Annotated in this window: 15 protein-coding genes and 1 tRNA gene; 6 read left to right on the top strand and 10 right to left on the bottom strand. The window is 70.5% G+C overall.

Translation table 11 applies throughout. The annotated features are described in order from the left end of the window. Window positions 1-89 precede the first annotated feature (89 nt). Window positions 90-1,274, top strand: a complete 1,185-nt coding sequence (locus KFLA_RS35210) for a chymotrypsin family serine protease (protein WP_148256518.1) — start codon at window positions 90-92, stop codon at window positions 1,272-1,274. A 3-nt stretch (window positions 1,275-1,277) separates the two neighbouring features. Here the strand turns inward: KFLA_RS35210 and KFLA_RS00390 are convergent, their stop codons facing one another. The 3 genes from KFLA_RS00390 to KFLA_RS00380 all read right to left on the bottom strand — a co-directional run bounded on the left by KFLA_RS00390 (window position 1,278) and on the right by KFLA_RS00380 (window position 3,771). Further along, a complete protein-coding gene (locus KFLA_RS00390) occupies window positions 1,278-1,967 on the bottom strand; it encodes a hypothetical protein (protein WP_012917763.1) in 690 nt (229 codons plus the stop codon). Continuing rightward, on the bottom strand, window positions 1,964-2,458 hold the full coding sequence (locus KFLA_RS00385) for an RNA polymerase sigma factor (protein WP_012917762.1): 495 nt from the start codon (window positions 2,456-2,458) through the stop codon (window positions 1,964-1,966). Before KFLA_RS00385 ends, KFLA_RS00390 begins: the two co-directional genes overlap by 4 nt. 362 nt (window positions 2,459-2,820) lie before the next feature. Further along, the gene (locus tag KFLA_RS00380; protein WP_012917761.1) at window positions 2,821-3,771 is read right to left on the bottom strand and encodes a glycoside hydrolase family 16 protein; all 951 of its coding nucleotides are present in this window, start codon (window positions 3,769-3,771) and stop codon (window positions 2,821-2,823) included. 141 nt (window positions 3,772-3,912) lie between these two features. Between KFLA_RS00380 and KFLA_RS39220 the strand changes: the two genes are divergently transcribed. After that, entirely contained in the window at window positions 3,913-4,617 is a 705-nt protein-coding gene (locus KFLA_RS39220; RefSeq protein ID WP_012917760.1) for a GntR family transcriptional regulator, read from the top strand. Here KFLA_RS39220 and KFLA_RS00370 read toward each other — a convergent pair whose 3' ends face one another. The 5 genes from KFLA_RS00370 to KFLA_RS00350 all read right to left on the bottom strand — a co-directional run bounded on the left by KFLA_RS00370 (window position 4,618) and on the right by KFLA_RS00350 (window position 9,552). Then, entirely contained in the window at window positions 4,618-5,451 is an 834-nt protein-coding gene (locus tag KFLA_RS00370; RefSeq protein WP_012917759.1) for a carbohydrate ABC transporter permease, read from the bottom strand. Continuing rightward, a complete protein-coding gene (locus tag KFLA_RS00365; protein ID WP_237706677.1) occupies window positions 5,448-6,329 on the bottom strand; it encodes a carbohydrate ABC transporter permease in 882 nt (293 codons plus the stop codon). Before KFLA_RS00365 ends, KFLA_RS00370 begins: the two co-directional genes overlap by 4 nt. 97 nt (window positions 6,330-6,426) lie before the next feature. Beyond that, window positions 6,427-7,686: an extracellular solute-binding protein gene (locus tag KFLA_RS00360; RefSeq protein WP_012917757.1), complete on the bottom strand. Its 1,260-nt coding sequence runs from the start codon at window positions 7,684-7,686 to the stop codon at window positions 6,427-6,429. A gap of 259 nt (window positions 7,687-7,945) precedes the next feature. Next, entirely contained in the window at window positions 7,946-9,085 is a 1,140-nt protein-coding gene (locus tag KFLA_RS00355; protein WP_012917756.1) for an aminotransferase class I/II-fold pyridoxal phosphate-dependent enzyme, read from the bottom strand. A gap of 5 nt (window positions 9,086-9,090) precedes the next feature. Beyond that, window positions 9,091-9,552 (bottom strand): SRPBCC family protein, encoded by a 462-nt coding sequence (locus KFLA_RS00350; RefSeq protein ID WP_012917755.1) that lies wholly within the window; start codon window positions 9,550-9,552, stop codon window positions 9,091-9,093. A 319-nt stretch (window positions 9,553-9,871) separates the two neighbouring features. On the opposite strand from KFLA_RS00350, the gene KFLA_RS00345 reads away from it, so the two are divergent. Beyond that, complete coding sequence (locus KFLA_RS00345; protein ID WP_012917754.1) at window positions 9,872-13,558, top strand: S8 family peptidase; 3,687 nt, start codon at window positions 9,872-9,874, stop codon at window positions 13,556-13,558. Between the two features lie 52 nt (window positions 13,559-13,610). Here the strand turns inward: KFLA_RS00345 and KFLA_RS00340 are convergent, their stop codons facing one another. Beyond that, complete coding sequence (locus KFLA_RS00340; RefSeq protein WP_012917753.1) at window positions 13,611-14,588, bottom strand: helix-turn-helix domain-containing protein; 978 nt, start codon at window positions 14,586-14,588, stop codon at window positions 13,611-13,613. Between the two features lie 203 nt (window positions 14,589-14,791). Here KFLA_RS00340 and KFLA_RS37765 point away from each other — a divergent pair, with 203 nt between their 5' ends. Beyond that, window positions 14,792-14,980 (top strand): hypothetical protein, encoded by a 189-nt coding sequence (locus tag KFLA_RS37765; RefSeq protein WP_012917752.1) that lies wholly within the window; start codon window positions 14,792-14,794, stop codon window positions 14,978-14,980. Between the two features lie 67 nt (window positions 14,981-15,047). Here the strand turns inward: KFLA_RS37765 and KFLA_RS00330 are convergent. After that, window positions 15,048-15,131: transfer RNA gene (locus KFLA_RS00330), tRNA-Leu, on the bottom strand. A gap of 243 nt (window positions 15,132-15,374) precedes the next feature. Here KFLA_RS00330 and KFLA_RS00325 point away from each other — a divergent pair. Together KFLA_RS00325 and KFLA_RS00320 are read left to right on the top strand one after the other, a co-directional pair. Beyond that, entirely contained in the window at window positions 15,375-16,193 is an 819-nt protein-coding gene (locus KFLA_RS00325) for an FhaA domain-containing protein (protein WP_012917751.1), read from the top strand. A gap of 10 nt (window positions 16,194-16,203) precedes the next feature. Continuing rightward, a complete protein-coding gene (locus KFLA_RS00320; RefSeq protein ID WP_012917750.1) occupies window positions 16,204-16,686 on the top strand; it encodes an FHA domain-containing protein FhaB/FipA in 483 nt (160 codons plus the stop codon). The last annotated feature ends 1 nt before the right edge of the window (window position 16,687 follow it).

Below are 16,687 nucleotides of genomic sequence, written 5' to 3'. Positions count from 1 at the left end.
CTGCCTCGGTTCGGCAGCGGGCCCGAAGTTCGGCAGACTGCAGGTTCAGCACCTTGCCCGAAGACCTCTGGGGAGTGGGATGCATGCGTATGACTAGGAGATCGCTCTCGCTGGCGATCGCCGCGGTGTCGGTCGGTGCCGGTGGCCTCGTCGTGGCCGGCCAGCCGTCACTGGCCCAGCCGCTCGGCGAGACCGCCGTCGCGGCACCGGCTGCGGCCGACCCCGCGCTGGCCGCCGCCCGAGCAGACAAGCAACGAGCCGCCGCGACCGCGCCCGACGGGCCGCAGACGGCGCAGGAGAAGAAGTTCGGCCAGGTCGACGACTACGCCACCAAGGCCGGCGGTCTGGGCGTGTACCTCGACAGCACCACCGGCAAGTACGTCGTCCGGATGCCGCGGAACGCGATGGCGTCGAAGGCCGCCCGGTCGGTCCGCATCGCCGGTGCGGAGACCGTGGTCCAGCCGAGCCGCACCACCCAGGCCGAGCTGACCGCGATCCGCTCCACGCTGGAGAGCCGGCAGTGGACGGCCGGCGCGAAGAAGTACAGCTACGGCTTCCACTACGACGCGCAGGGCGACGTGATGTCGGTGACGACGAACGCGCCGGCCGCCGTGATGAAGCCGCTGCTGGCCAAGTACCCGTCGCTGGTGCAGGCGAAGTACGGCGACGTGGGCCGCGCCAGCCGGCGCAGCGACCCGGCTCCGCACCGCGGCGGCGCGTCGATCACCAACGGCACGGGGGTCTGCACCAGCGGATTCACGATCACCTCGACGGCTCGCTACATGGTCACCGCCGGGCACTGCTTCACGATCAACCAGCGGGTCTACTCGACCGGCGGCGGCCAGCTGTGGGGCACCGTCCGGAACCGCCCCCGCTTCCCGTACTACGACTTCGAGGCGGTCGGCGGCGGCAGCTACGGCTCGGTCATCTACGTCGGCAACGCGACCGGCCGGACGATCCTGGTCAGCGGCGCCTCCGACCCCGCCGTCGGCGCGGCGTACTGCCGGAGCGGCCAGACCACCTTCGAGCGGTGCTCGCAGGTGGTGACCAGCCTGCACGCCCAGTTCTGCGACGAGTCCGGCTGCACGGTCGAGCTGATCGCCTACCGGGGTCCGGCCAGTTCCGGCGGCGACTCCGGCGCCCCGCTGTACCAGTACGTGAACGGCACGGTCCAGATCCGCGGCATGCACATCGCGCACGCCGACGACACGATGTACGCCGAGCGGTGGACCACGATCAGGTCCGTCTTCAAGGCGAACATCGCAATCAGGTAGTCCTCACTTCAGCTCGACGGTCCAGGGTCCGCCCTGGGCCTCGAGCACCTCGCCGCCCTCGGTGGGGTTGAACTTCTGGGTCGCGTAGAGCTGGTAGCCACCCGCTGCCAGCCGGCCACCGGTCTGCGTCGTCGCCCCGTCGCAACGGCGCAGACCGACCGTCGACGTGACGGTCTTCTTCTCGCCCGGCAGCAGGGTCAGCTGGACCGCCGCGTCCCGGGCCGGGGCCGGCGTCGCCACCACCTTGCCGCCCTGCGCGACCGTGATCGCCGCGCTGCGGCCGGTCGACAGGTGAAGGGTCTGCTGCGTGGTGTTGGTGACCACCAGGTCGATCGTCGCGTAGTCCGTCGTCCCGCTGACCGGCTTCACGCCCGTCACCGCGCTCATCGTCAGCGGCGCGTCGGCCCGCGGCTCACCGCTGACCGTTTCTCCGCAGCCGCCGATGGCCACTCCGGTCGCCGCCTGGCGGGGGCCGGCGACAGGGGCCTGCTCCGTGCCCAAGTTCGGCACGATCGCGACCGCCGCCGCGGCGATCACCGCGGCCGTGCCCACGCTCGCGGCCGCCACCACCACGCTCTGCCGCCGGCGACGGCTCTTGATCCGGCCGGCCACCTGCTGCTCGTCCACGGCCACGGTCTCGCGGCCCTCGTCCGCCACCGCGCCGAGAAGATCCTTCAGGTCCTTCGACGTCATTGCACACTCTCCTCTGTCACGCCGAGCTGCGCTGCCAACCTGCTTCTCGCATCGGCTAGATGGCGTTTCACGGTGCCTTCGGCGCAGCCGAGCTGGTCCGCGATCTCCGGGACGGTGAGGTCCTCGTAGTACCGCAGCACCACGCAGGCGCGCTGCTTGGGTGACAGGTCGGACAGTGCCTGGCGGACCGCGTTCGTGGTGACGAGGTCCTCACCGGGCGGGTCTGGGTCCACCAGGAGGTGGCGGGTCTCGCGCCACCGCTTCTCCCGCCGCCGGTCGTCGACGTACAGGTTCAGGATGGCGCGCCGGACGTAGCCTTCGAGCTGCTGGACGTCGCTGCCGACGCGGAGCCGGCCGAACACCCGGACCAGCGCCTCCTGGACCAGGTCGGCGGCCGTCGGCGCGTCCCCGGCCAGCAGGTACGCGTAGCCGCGCAGTGCCGGGCCGCGCACCGCGACCAGCTCGTCGAACGCGCTCTTCCAGTCAGCCACCGGCACCGTCCCTCGGTTTTCCCTGTCGCCAAGCTAGACGACCGGGCAGCCGGGACCGTTGGGGCCGGTGCGGAAGAAAGTTGAGTCGGTGGGGCGGGGAGCGCGATGGTCGGATGACCGCGCTGCGCCCGCCCCACCTAGGTGTCCGGGCCCCCATCAAACCCCGGCTGCTACCGGGGTCTGCTCGCCCAGCCACCAGTGAGGCGCTACTGGCGGGCAGCACCTCACCGACCGGTGGAAGGAAGGTCTCCACCTTCCTCGGTGATGGCGTGGTGCGGACGCCGTAACGGACCGTACTCAGTCCGGGACGGAATGTCCATGGGTTCGCGGGGGCCGTCTCACGCTACTGACCGTTAACTGTGTCAGCAGCTGATCGTGTCGGCGTGCGTCCTGCCCGCCGACCGGTACGACGACACCCGGGCGACCGCCGCGGACGGGCTCAGCACCTCGTTCTTCGCGTAGTACACCCAGTCGGCCGACTGGGCCCAGACGCTGGTGCCGCCGGTGTGCCCGGTCAGGTCGATGAACCACTGGTTGTAGTTCAGCGTCATGGCCTGCCGGGGGTAGACCGTGCGGCCCGCGCTGTCGGTGGTGTGGTCGGCGACCAGCGTGCCGTCGACGTAGTACTTCACGTGCCCGCCGCTCACGGTCGCGACGAGCGTGTGCCAGCCGGCGTGGCTCTGGCGCCGCGCGGTGGTCGCCCGCCAGCCGTCGAAGGGGTCGGCCTGGTAGGTGTTCCAGCTGGTGAAGAAGTTGGTCGCGCTCGTCTCGCCCCAGCCGCCGTTCGGCAGGTACTCGGAGATGTCGAGCTCGCTGTAAATCGGGTCCCAGTCGTAGCGCAGCGGCGAGATCGTGTAGAAGGTCTGGTTGATCGTGTCGCCGTCGGCGCCGCTGACCGGGGTGTCGCTGAACTTGAACCGGGTCGCGTAGGTGCCCTCGAAGAACCGCTGCCGGTTCTGCTGAACCTGGGCGTGCGTGGTGCCGGCGGCCGTACCGTTCGTAGTCGCTCGCAGCTGCAGGGACTTCTGGCCGTCCACGACCGGGAAGCTGATGTTGCTCGCCGACCAGGTCGCGCCGCCGACGCCGGGACCGCCGGCCGAGGTCCGGATGCTCCAGTCGCGCGCGGTGAACGCCGGGTCGGTCCGGGAGCTGTAGTTGAAGTCGTCGAAGAACGCGCCGCAGGCGGCCGCCTGCTGCGGGGACCGGTCCGGCGACGGCCGCGCGGACGCCGGGACGCCGGAGCCGGCCGCGGCGCCGACGGCGGCCAGGACGGCAACGGCCGAGGTGAGCCGGAAAACACGGGATCGAGCCATGGTGAACACCTTTCTCGGGGCGGAGAGGGTGTGACCACTGGGTCACTCCTGGCAATCTTGCGGGTTCGAGTGGTTAAGTCAAGACCCTAGCTAAACCGTGGGATCGCTCTCACTGGTCGGACCACTGGTAAAGTCCACCGCATGCGACGGAAGGAAACCCGGGATCGGCTGCTGGCCCTGATCGAGGACAGCGGGCCGGGGCAGGTGCTGCCGTCCGAGCGCAGCCTGAGCGAGACGCTCGGGGTCTCCCGGCCGACGTTGCGAGCGGCGCTGGACGACCTCGCCCGCGACGGGCTGGTGGTTCGCGAGCACGGCCGCGGCACCTTCATCAGTGCCCGGAAGATCCACCAGGAGCTGGAGCCGACCGAGGCCGGCGACTTCGCCGTACCGCCCGCCGAGGGCAGTCCGTGGCACAGCCGGCTGGTCAGCTTCGGCCTGGAGCCGGCCGGCGCCCGGATGGGGCGGCGGCTGGAGGTCTCGCCGGGTACGGAGCTGGTGTCAGTGGTCCGGCTCCGGCTGGTCGACGGCCTGCCGATGTGCATCGAGCGGATCCTGGTCCCGGCCGCCGCGGTGCCCGGCATCACCGGCCGGGACTTCGAGCTCGGCTCGTTCTACGGCCTGCTGCGCGGCCGGTACGGGGTCGCGCCGAAGGACGCCGTCCAGGTCACCGAGCCGACCGTGACCGACGCGCAGGAGTCGGCGCTGCTCGACGTCCCGCTGCACTCGCCGGCGCTGCTGATCGAGCGGACCACCCGCACCGCCGACCGCGCCGTGATCGAGTACACCCGCTCCGTCTACCGCGGAGACCGGTACCGGATCACGACGCGGCTCACGTTCGCCGACTGATCAGCCTTTCACCGCACCCGCGGCCACGCCCGAGGTGACCCGGCCCTGCAGGACCAGGAAGATCAGCAGGACGGGCAGCATGAACAGGGTCGCCGCGGCCATCGTGGCGCCCCAGTCGGTGCCGAAGGTGTTGCTGAACGACGAGAGCCAGACCGGCAGCGTGCGCTGGTCCTGGTTCTTGATGATCAGCAGGTTGGCGAAGGCGAACTCGTTCCACGCGGTGATGAAGCCGAACAGCGAGGTGGACAGCAGCCCGGGCGCCAGCAGCGGGAAGACGATCCGCCGGAACGCCTGGAACTGGTTACAGCCGTCGACCTGCGCCGCCTCCTCCAGCTCGATCGGGATCGCCTTCAGGAACCCGCGCAGCGTCACGATCGTGAACGGCAGCGTGACCATGAAGTAGATCAGTGTCAGCATGGTCAGCTTGTCCAGCATGTCGGTGTCGCGGGCGATCACGTACATCGGGATCAGCAGCGCCTCCCACGGCGTCATCTGGGCGATGAACACCATCAGGATGAACTGCTTGCGGCCGCGCCACTTCATCCGCGCGACCGCGTACGCCGCCAGGCAGGCGACCACCAGCGCGAGCAGCACCGCCGTCACCGCCACCAGCGCGCTGTTGCGCCAGAACAGCCAGAAGCCGTCCGCGTTCACCGCGGTGCCGAAATGCGTGAAGGTGACATTCGTCGGGAGGAACGAGGGCGTCTCGGCCTGGATGTCCTTGGTCGGCTTGAACGCCGTCAGCACCATCCAGTAGACCGGGAACACCGAGCAGGCGACCACGATCAGCGCCAGGACGTTCAGCGAGATCCTGCGTCCGATCCGGGGCCTCACAGCTCACCTTCTTCCTTGAACATCTGCCGGAAGTAGGCCAGCAGCACGACGGCCAGGATCAGCACGGTCACCATCGAGATCGCCGCGCCCAGGTCGTACCGGTTCAGCGACTGGGCCACCTGGTAGGCGTAGACCGGCAGGGTCAGTGTCGCGTTGCCCGGGCCGCCCTGGCTGATCGCCCAGATCTGCACGAAGCACTTGAACACCCAGATGATCTCCAGGCAGAGGATCAGCCCGAACATCGGCCGCAGGATCGGAAAGGTGATCAGCGTGAACGTCCGCACCCCGCCGGCGCCGTCGATCTGGGCCGACTCGTGCAGTTCCCGGGGCACCGTGGTCATCGCGGCGTACAGGGTCAGTGCCGCGAACGGCACCGACTGCCAGACGATCAGCACCACGATGATGGCGAACGTCGAGGTGCCGTTGGCGAACCAGGCGTAGCCCTCGAACCGCTCGAAGCCGAGCGCGACCAGGACCCAGTTCACCACCCCGAGCTGGGACTGGAACAGCCACTGGAACACCGTCGTCGCGGCGATCACCGGGATCGCCCAGGCGACCACCAGGCCGCCCATCACGGCCAGTCGCAGACCCTTGCCCAGAGCACCGATCAGCAGGGCGACCGCGGTGGCCAGGCCCATGATCAGCGCGACGTTGATCGCGGTGAAGACGAAGGTCCGGGCCACCACCGACCAGAACATGCCGTCGGACAGGATCTGCCGGTAGTTGTCCAGCCCGACGAAGTCGGCACCGCCCCGGATCAGCTGGGCGATGCCGAACTTCTGGAACGAGATGACCAGGTTCCGGATCAACGGGTAGACCAGCAGGTACGCCGTACCGAGCACGGTCGGTACGACCAGCAGGTACGGCAGCAGACGCACCGGCAGCGAGCGCCCCCGTCGCCCCGGGGCCGGCGAACCGGTCGGGGCGACGGGGGCCGGTGCCGCCGGGCTCTCGGCGTGCGTTACGGCCACGGTGCTACTTGGCGTTCAGGGCCTGGGTGATGATCTCGTCGGCCGCCTTCGCTGCGGCCACCGGGTCACCACCGGTCAGCACCTTGGTCTGGTACTCCTTGATCGGGTTCTTCGCCTCCACCGCGGCCCAGTTCGGCGAGTTCGGGGTGGCCTTGCCGTTCGCGGCACCGGCCGCCATCGCCGCGACGCCCTCGTCGGAGCCGACCGAGGTCGCCAGCGCCTTGCGGTTCGGCACGTACTTCATCGTCTTGGCCAGGTCGGTCTGCCACTGCTCACCGGCCAGCTCCTTGATGAACGTGTACGCCGCGTCCTGGCCGTCCGAGGCCTCCGGGATGATCAGGTCCGAGCCGCCGGTGAAGACCGCGCCCGGCTTGTCGGCGGTCTTGCCCGGGATCGGGAAGAAGCCCAGCTTGTCCTTCAGCGCCGGGTTGGCCTGGGCGATCAGCTCGGCCGCCCCCGGGACGGCGATCATCTGCGCGACCTTGCCCTGCGCGAACACGTCGGTCTGGGTCGGCTTGGCCTCGTCGGAGTCCTTCGGGCCCTTGCCGAGCGCCTGGATCTGCCGGTAGAACTCCATGCCCTTCAGCGCCTCCGGCGTGGACAGCGCACCCTTCCAGGAGTCGCCCTCCTTGACCGCCAGGTCGCCGCCCTCGTCCCAGATGAAGCCCGACAGCACGTAGAAGTTCTGGCCCGGCAGGTAGATGCCCTGGTTGCCGCCGGTGTTCAGCTTGGCGGACGCGGCCAGCCACTCCGCGCGGGTCTTCGGCGGGGTCACGCCGGCCGCCTGGAACAGGTCCTTGCGGTAGATCACAACCCGGTTCGCGGCGTAGTACGGGATGCCGTACTGCTTGCCCTCGTAGTTGCCGGGTCCGGCCAGGCCCTCGATCCAGTCGTCGCCCTTGAGGTCGGCCTTCTTGTCGGTCAGGTCCTTGACGCCGCCGGAGGCCGAGTACTGCGCCACCTGGGTGTTGCCGACCTCGATCACGTCCGGCGCGTCCTTGCTGGCCAGCGCGCCGATGATCTTCGGGCCGATCCCGTTCCACTCCTGGATCTGGACGTTGGCCTTGATGTCCGGGTGCTTGGCGGCGAAGTCGGCGGTGAACCGCTGGAGGAAGTCGTCGGAGACGCTGCCCTTCATCAGCCAGACGTCGATGGTGGTCGGCCCGGCGGCGGCGTTGCTGTCGCCGTCGGAGGAGCCGCAGGCAGCGAGCGCGGTCAAGGAGAGAGCCGTGACGGCGGCCACGGCAAGGGAACGGAACTTCATCGGATCACCTCTGGCGGAGTAGCCGGACCGGCGGCCGGCTGACTGGTATGAACCTGTCGTTCAGTGGCGTCGACACTGGCCGACCCCGCTACTGGCGTCAATAGTTCAGGAGGTTCCGTTACTAAGTCGTGAGAGCGCACACAGCCGCATCATGGGTCATCACTGCTGGCATTTGCAGCACGTCTCGCAGCACTGATTGCAAACTACGCAACAGACCACGTCGCTTGGTGGTCTGCTCGAATCGGACCAGTCGGGGGCTCTAGGCAACCGTTGGGCGCTGGTCCAGCCACGCGCCCCACGCGGCCAGCGCCGGTTCCGGATCGAGCCGGCCGACGCCGAGGCGGAACCGGTCCTGCGGCGTCTCGGTCAGCTCCGACCGGTAGATGCTCGACGGCAGCAGCAGCACGCCGGCCTGCTCGACCAGGTCCGCGCACATCGCCTCGACCCCGTCCGCCCCGGCGTACCGGGGGTAGCAGACGCACCCACCCTGTGGGGGTGCCCACTCGAACAGGTCCGGGTAGCCCCGGAAGAACTCGTCGAAGACCGGCAGGTTGCGCGCGACGATCTCCCGGTTGCGGGACAGCAGCCGGTCGCGCGCCCGCAGCGCGATCAGCGCCAGCACCTCGCTCGGCGCGGAGTTGCAGATCGTGGTGTAGTGCTTCGCCCGTTCCAGCCGGTCGAGCACCGACCGGTCGCGGCAGGCGATCCACCCGATCCGCAGGCCCGGCAGGCCGTACGCCTTCGACATCACGTTCAGCGACAGCGCCGACGGCGAAAGGTCGGTTGCCTGGGGCAATGAAGCACGGTCCAGCTCGAGGCCGCGGTACACCTCGTCGCTGAACAACGTGATGCCACGCGCGTCGCACAACCGGACCAGCCGGTGCCACGCTTCCGGCGACGGCAGCGCGCCGGTCGGGTTGTTCGGGAAGTTCACCGACACCATCCGGGTCGCGGGGCGCAACGCCTGCTCGATCGCGTCGACGTCGAGCGCCCAGTCGTCCTCAGCCCGCAACGCGACTCCGGTGACGTCGCAGATCTCGAGCGGGACCGTCTCGGCCGCCTGGTAGTTCGGCGTCAGCACCACCACGTGGTCGCCCGGCGCGAGCAGCGTCCGCATCGCCAGGTAGAGCGCCTCTTCGGCTCCCGCGAAGCACAGCACGTCCTCCGGTACGACGTGCTCGTAGGTGCGGGCGATCTCCTCCCGCAGCGCCGGCAGTCCCCGGGTCTCGGTGTAGCCCAGCGCGAGCGACTCCCACCGCTCCCGGCCGTCGTCGTCGGCGAGCGCGAGCAGCTCGGACAGCGGCAGGGTCTGCGCGTCCGACGCGGTCAGGTGGAAGCGCGCACCGAACTCCCAGCGCGAGAAGTAGGTCTCCAGCCGGAACTCAGGAAGGCTCGGCATCGCGGTCAGGACAACTGTGCGGAGGACGCCGGGGACGGCGCCGGGTCTTGGGTCTCCGCCTCGACGACGTTCTTGAAGCGGTACATGTCGGCGACCACCATGCGGTGCAGGATGCCGGTCTTCTCGGCGAAGTTCTCCGCCAGGCCGTGCGGTTCCAGCTCGAGCTGCACGGTGATCCGGGTCCGGCGGTCGGTCACCGGGGCGAACGTGACGGATCCGGCGCGCAGCGGGCCGGACGAGCACACCCATGCGATCCGCTCACCGGGTTCCTGGTCGGTGATCGTCGCGTCGAACTCGCGGACGACACCGCCGAACGAGGTCACCCAGTGCGAGTGGATCTCATCGGACCCGCGGACGTCGTCGACGCCCTCCATGTACTCCGGAAACGACGCAAACTCGTTCCACCGCCGGTACGCGACGCTGACCGGCGTCTCGACGTCGATCGACTCCGCGATGCTCTCCGCCACCACGACCTCCTCCATGAATCGCGCCGGCCAACGACGCAACCACCGCTGCCAGCACCGTCCGCGAGCCCATCACGTCGCGAGCAGTATCCCGCCCGCAGCAGCTTCAAACGGTAGGAGTTCGCCGGGCGGGCGGCAGCACGCGCGCGCCCGCACCGCTCATCCGGCGTACGCGTTCCGTCAACGCTGCGTTACCGGCCCGGTGGCGTGCATGCGTCATGTCACAGGAACGGCAGTGCTGGACAGGGCGTGGAGGTGGTGTCCGCCCGCAGACTCCCAGTCAAGAGGTGCTTGCCCCTTTACCTCTCGAAGGAGTCCGCCCATGTCCACCCCCGTGCAGAAAGCTGCCCTTTTCGCGGCTGGTCTCGCCCTGGCCGCCACGTCGAGCCTGACCGCCACCGCGGCCCCACCCGGTCCGGCCGCGCAGGCCGCGTCACCCGTTGCCGCCGGCAAGGCCCAGAAGGTCACCCTGATCACCGGTGACGTCGTCGAGATCGCCGACGCCGGTGCCGGCAAGAAGTCCGCCACCGTGCTGCCCGCCCCGGGCCGCGAGCGGGTCGCGTTCCACACCGTCGAGGTCGACGGCGGACTGCGCGTCCTGCCCAGCGACGCCGTCCCGTACATCTCGTCCGGCCTGGTCGACTCCGACCTGTTCGACGTCGAGGAGCTGCTGGCCGACGGCTACGGCGACGCGGCCACCGGCACCCTGCCGCTGATCGTGCGCTACGCCGACGGCGCCCGGATCCAGTCGCTGGCCGGTACGACGAACAACCGCCCGCTGGCGTCGATCGGCGGCGCGGCGGTGTCCGCCACCAAGGCCGAACTGCCCGGCCTGTGGGAGTCGCTCAAGCCGGCCGCCCCGACGGCCCGGTCGCTCGACCAGGGCGTGTCCAAGGTCTGGCTCGACGGCAAGGTCAAGCCGGTGCTCGACCGCAGCGTGGCGCAGATCGGCGCCCCGGCGGCCTGGCAGGCCGGGCTCGAGGGCAGCGGCATCGAGGTCGCCGTACTGGACACCGGCGTGGACGCGCACCACCCGGACCTGGCCGGCAAGGTGCAGAAGGCCGAGGACTTCTCCGGCAGCCCGACCGGCGCCGAGGACCACTTCGGCCACGGCACGCACGTCGCCGCGACCATCGCCGGCACCGGCGCGGGTGCGGGCGGGACCCGCAAGGGCGTCGCCCCGAAGGCCGACCTGCTGGTCGGCAAGGTGCTCGGCGACGACGGCAGCGGCTACGAGTCCTGGATCATCGCCGGGATGGAGTGGGCCGCCGCCGAGGGCGCGAAGGTGGTCAACATGAGCCTCGGGGGCGGCGCCACCGACGGCACCGACCCGCTCAGCCAGGCCGTGAACGACATCACCGCCGACTCGGGCACCCTGTTCGTCGTGGCCGCCGGCAACGAGGGCCAGGACCAGTCCGTCGGTACGCCCGGCGCCGCCGCCGCGGCCCTGACCGTCGGCGCCGTCGACCGCAACGACGCGCTGGCGGACTTCTCCAGCCGCGGCCCGCGGGTCGGCGACTCCGGCCTCAAGCCGGAGATCACCGCGCCGGGCGTGGACATCGTCGCCGCCCGGGCCACCGGGACCGCGATGGGCACCCCGCTGGACAACCTCTACACCGCGGCGTCCGGCACCTCGATGGCCACGCCGCACGTGGCGGGCGCCGCCGTCCTGCTGGCCCAGGCCCACCCGGACTGGACGGCGGACCGGATCAAGAACGCGCTCACCAGCACGGCCAAGACCACGCCGGACCTGAGTGTCTACGCGCAGGGCACCGGCCGGGTGGACCTCGCCCGCGCGGTCGCGCAGAAGGTCTACGCGACCGGCGTCGCCGACTTCGGCCTGACCGGTGTCGGCAGCAGCCCGACCACGCGCCCGATCACCTACCGCAACGACACCCCCGCGCCGGTCACGCTGAACCTCGCCGTCGACGTGGACAACCTGGACAGCCACCAGCCGGAGACCGACGCGTTCGGCGTGCCGGCGACCGTGACGGTTCCGGCCGGCGGCAGCGTCGACGTACCGCTGGCGCTCGACCCGGCGAAGCTGGAGCGCGGCCTGTTCAGCGGCTGGCTCGTGGCCACCGGTCCGAACGGTGTCAGCGTTCGGACCGCGGTCGGCAGCCTCAAGGCCGGCCCGACCCACCAGGTCAGGCTGCGCGCGGTCGGCCTGGACGGTCAGCCGACCGGCGTCCCGGTGATCTCGCTGTACGGCGACAACCCGCGCTCCGACACGCTCGCCTGGCTCGACGACGGCCAGACGCTCACCGCGCAGGTCGAGGAAGGGACCTACCTGCTGCACTCGCTGGTCGAGAACAACGACCCGCAGGACGAGAAGGTCAGCCTGTTCACCGACCCGAACATCGTCGTGGACCGCGACCGGGAGATCGTCATCGACGCCCGGAAGGCGGCGCCGATCACCATCCACACCCCGAAGCCGTCCGAGCAGCGGGCGGTGCTCAGCTACTACGTGCACCGCGAGTACCCGAACGGCCGCAAGGTCAGCCACGGCGTTATGCACTTCAGCACCGTCAGCCAGGTGCTGGTCACGCCGACGCGGCCGGTGAAGGGCGGCAGCTTCGAGTTCGCGTCGCGCTGGCAGTTGGTCGCGCCGCTGGTGCAGGCCTCCGTGCAGGGGGTGTCCGGCCCGCTGGACATCAATCTGCTGCACCGTTCGCCGTCGTACGAGGGCAGGAAGCGGTTCAGCCTCGTCGCCGCCGGTCCCGACCTGCGCGGGGTCAAGGGTGCGATCGCGGTGCTCGAGTCCAGCGAGGACGGCTGGGGCAACGGCAGTGAGCAGGACCAGATCGCCGAGGCGGCGAAGGCCGGCGCGGCCGGCGTCATCCTCGTCCGGCCAGCGGACTGGTCGGCCTGGACGGTCTGGGTCCCGACCGGTGAGCGTGAGCCGATCCCGGCCATGGTCACCACGCAGCGCGACGGCGCCAGGCTGGTCAACCGGGCCAAGGCGGGCCGGGCCACGATCGACCTGACCCTGACCACGTCCAGCCCGTACCTGTACGACGTGTTCCAGGTCTCGGCCGGCCACATCCCAGCGAAGATCGACCACCGGGTGACCACCGCGAACAGCGCGCGGATCAGCACCTCGTACGCCGACAACGGCGGCTTCGGCTGGGCCAAGGAGCAGCGGTTCGGCTGGCGTCCGTGGCAGGACTACAGCTGGAACGACTCCCAGCGATTCGTGCAGACGCCCAAGGTCCGTGAGGAGTGGGTGAGCGCGGGTGACTCGCTCTGGAAGCACCGGGTGCACCATCTGTACACCTGGGACACGCTGAACCCGCTGGCCGGTGGCATGACGAGCCTGCCGCGTTCGTACCGGACGGGGACGTCCAGCGAAACCTGGTTCGAGCCCGTGGTCCGTCCGGCGGCTGCACCGGGGTTGGTGTCGACGCGGACCGGCGACCGGTTCTCGCTGCGGGTCCCGTCGTTCGTGGACGCGGCCGGGCACTACACGCTCGGTGAGACCACCTCGTCGTCCGCGGTACTGAAGCGGAACGGCGCGGTCGTCGCGGACCTGCCGGACGCGTGGCAGGACGTGCTGACCAGCGGCGGCGACGCGGCGTACCGGCTGGAGGTGGCAACCGAGCGGGTCGACGAGGCGGGCGAGTGGAACTGGGGGACCAGGACCCAGACCGCCTGGGACTTCCGGTCGAAGACGGCCGCGGGTGAGCAAGCCGTCGCGCTGCCGCTGCTGCAGGTCGGGTACGACGTACCGGCTGATCTGACCGGGCGAGTTGCCGGCCGGGCGCATGTGATCGGCTTCAAGGTTCAGCAGCAGGCGGGTGCTCCGGCGCCGCGGTCGACCGCGCTGCAGGCCGAGGTGTCGTTCGACGAGGGCAAGAGCTGGCGGCGGATCGCCGCAGTCGGGGCCTTCGGCAAGTACATCGCCGTCGTACCGGCCGGCAAGGGCACGGTGTCGCTGCGGGTCTCGGCCGCCGACAACGCCGGCAACAAGGTCACCCAGACGGTGATCCGGGCCTACGGCCTGAGGTAGCACCAAACCGATCGGCCCGGGCGGGGAGCAGCCTGCCCGGGCCGATCCGTGCTCACAGCCACTTGCGCTTGGCGGCCTGGAAGGCGAGTCCGGTCCGGGTGTCGACGCCGGCCAGCGCCATCATCCGGTCGAGCCGGCGCTGCACCGTCCGCCGGCTGATGCCCAGCTGCGACGCGATCGACTTGTCCGGTACGCCGGCCACCATCAGCGACAGCAGGAACCGCTCCGAGCCGTCCAGTCCTTCGCCGACCTCGGCGTCGTCGGCCTGCAGCTTGACCGGCGTCGCCGCCTCCCAGTGGCTCTCGAACAGCGCCAGCAGCGCATCCAGCAACTGGCCGCGGCCGATCACCGCGGCGGTCGGCTCACCGATGCCGAGCTCGTTGTCACGGACCAGCGGGCAGACAGCAGTCGCCCGGTCGACGATGGCCAGCCGGACCGGAAGGCTGGGCAGCGTGCGGGCCTCTTCTCCCCAGCTGACTCCCTCGGCGATGGTGTCCAGCTCACCGGGCGTCTCCAGCAGCGCCCGCTCGTAGATGGCCCGGTAGCGGACGCCACGGCTCAGCGCGCCGTACTCCTCGGTGTTCTCGGCGCCCTGCATCGCCAGCGGGTTGGCCCGGCAGAACCAGAGGATCTCCTCCCGCGCCGACTCCTGCAGGTCGCGCAGGCGGTCCCGCAGCGCGGTCGCACCGACGATCACCTCGACCAGGTGGTGGGCGTCCCGGCGGCTCGCGCTGGCGCGGAACTCCTCGCTCAGCGACGCCACGGTCTTCCGTGCCGACTCCAGCGACTCCTGCTGCCGCAGCAGCGTCGTACCGAGAGCGACATCGGGCGGCAGCGGCCGGAACACCGGCTCGTCGCCCGGTGACACCGCGACCAGCCCCTTGGCCTGCAGCCGCTGCAGCAGCTCGTCGATCTCCTGCTGCGGAAGCTCGGCGACCTCGGCAAGGTCCTGGGCCCGCGCCACGGACAGCCCCACCAGCAGGCGGTAGGCCTGCTCCTCCCGAGCGTCCAGCAACGCGCCGTCCTGCATCGGACCCCACCTCCTGTGCTCGACGCTCAACCTAAGTCATGACCTAGGTACGCCGCCGAGCAGTTCTGGAGGTCGGCACTGCTGGGCCATCACCCGAGCCGGCACTGGTGGCACCGCCGTGCCATCACGTTCCGCCCGGCGGACCGTCCCTCCCCGGTAACCCCAGTCGCTCCCCGCCCGAGCCCGTTGTGAGAGAGATCGCCATGACCGTGACCGACTTCGCCGGAATCCTCGGCCTGGTTGCCGCTGCCCTGCTCGCCCTGTGGATGCTGCTGGGCGCCAGCACCACCCCGCACCGCGGTGATCCACGCCACTCCGCCCCGACCACCGACCCCCGCCCGGCCCGCCACCGGGCGGACCCGGGCCACCTGCTGCACCGGCTGCGCCGCTGAGGCGGGACCCCGGGCACAGCCTGGGCACAACAAAAAGTCCCGGTCGTGAGACCGGGACTTTGTGCTGTGCGCGAGGGGGGAGTTGAACCCCCACGCCCTTTCGGGCACACGGACCTGAACCGTGCGCGTCTGCCTATTCCGCCACCCGCGCGCTGGCTGTTTCCGGCCTCTTGAAGCGCCATCCCCAACCGAGGGGAAACATTAGCACGGGTTCTCCGGGAGTCGTGCATTGCGGGTTGGGTCGAACCTCCCGATACGATCGATCGTCGTACCCAGTGCGGCCACCGCAGCCCGGTGGTCGCGGCGTACGGCGAGCCTGCCGAGGGCACCGGACGGCAAGCACGATCGTTGGTGCCGACCCCGGCAGCCGACGACCGACCGTGGAGGAGGACGCGTGCGACCGCTGCAGCGCTTCGAACGACGCCTGGAGGGCATCGTGAGTGGTGTCTTCGCGCGCGCGTTCAAGGGTGACGTGGAGCCGATCGAACTGGCCGCCGCCCTCAAGCGTGAGATCGACAACACCGCGCGGATCCTGTCCAGGGACCGCCGGCTGGTGCCGAACCACTTCACGATCGAGCTCGGCCCGGAGGACTTCGAGCGGCTGAACGCCTACGGCCGCACCCTGAACCACGAGCTCGCCAACGAGCTCCGCGACCACGCCGACATCCAGCGCTACACCTTCTCCGGACCGATCGAGATCGAGTTGACCCAGCAGGACGACCTGCCGACCGGCAAGTTCCGTGTCGTCAGCGCCACCGTCGGGACGCCCGCGCGGCCCCGCCCCCAGACGCCGCCCCCGCCGCTCGACCCGTACGACGACGGCCGGACCCAGCCGCAGAGCGCGCCGGTGCCCCCGCCGCCACCGCCGCCGGCCCGTCGCGGTCACCCGCAGGTGATGCTCGAGGTGAACGGCCGCCGCCGGCCGGTCAACCCGCCGGGCGTCGTGCTCGGCCGCGGCACCGACGCCGACATCCAGATCAACGACCCGGGGGTGTCCCGGCGGCACGCCGAGATCCGGCTGATGCCGGAGGGCCCCGGCGGTGTCCGGGTGGTGCTGGTCGATCTCGGGTCCACCAACGGCACGCTGGTGAACGGCCGCCGGGCGGCCGAGGCCGAGCTGACCGACGGATCGACCGTGCGGATCGGGAACACCACGATGACGCTGCGCCTGGCGGACGAGCCGATCGCCCAGCCACCCAGCAGCGGGTGGTGACTGGCCTTCCATGTCGGAACTGACGCTGACCCTGATCAAACTGGGGTTCCTCGCCCTGCTCTGGATGTTCGTCCTGGCGGTGCTGTCCGTGATCCGCTCGGACCTGTTCGGGGCGAAGGTGGACAGCCGGGCGCTGGCCGGCGCCGTCCCGGCCGCGGGCCGGACCCCGAAACCGGCGAAACCGGTCAAGAAGAAGAAGGGCCTGCCCGGCTCGGTGACCATCGCCGACGGCCCGCAGGCCGGCGTGGGCGCCGCCCTGGGCGACGAGCCGGTGGTGATCGGCCGTGGCTCGGACTGCCAGATCCGGCTCGACGACGACTACTCCTCCACCCGGCACGCCCGGGTGTTCCAGTCCGAGGGGCAGTGGTGGGTCGAGGACCTCGGTTCCACCAACGGCACCTATCTCGACGGCCAGCGGGTGACCCGGCCGGTGCCGGCCGAGATCGGCGGATCGATCCGGATCGGCCGCACGACGCTGAACATCGCGAAGTAGG

The organism is Kribbella flavida DSM 17836 (assembly GCF_000024345.1).
In the GTDB taxonomy this organism is placed as follows: Bacteria; Actinomycetota; Actinomycetes; order Propionibacteriales; family Kribbellaceae; genus Kribbella; species Kribbella flavida.
Note: the sequence above shows the minus strand (reverse complement) of the source record. Positions and strands in the feature narration are given on the sequence as shown.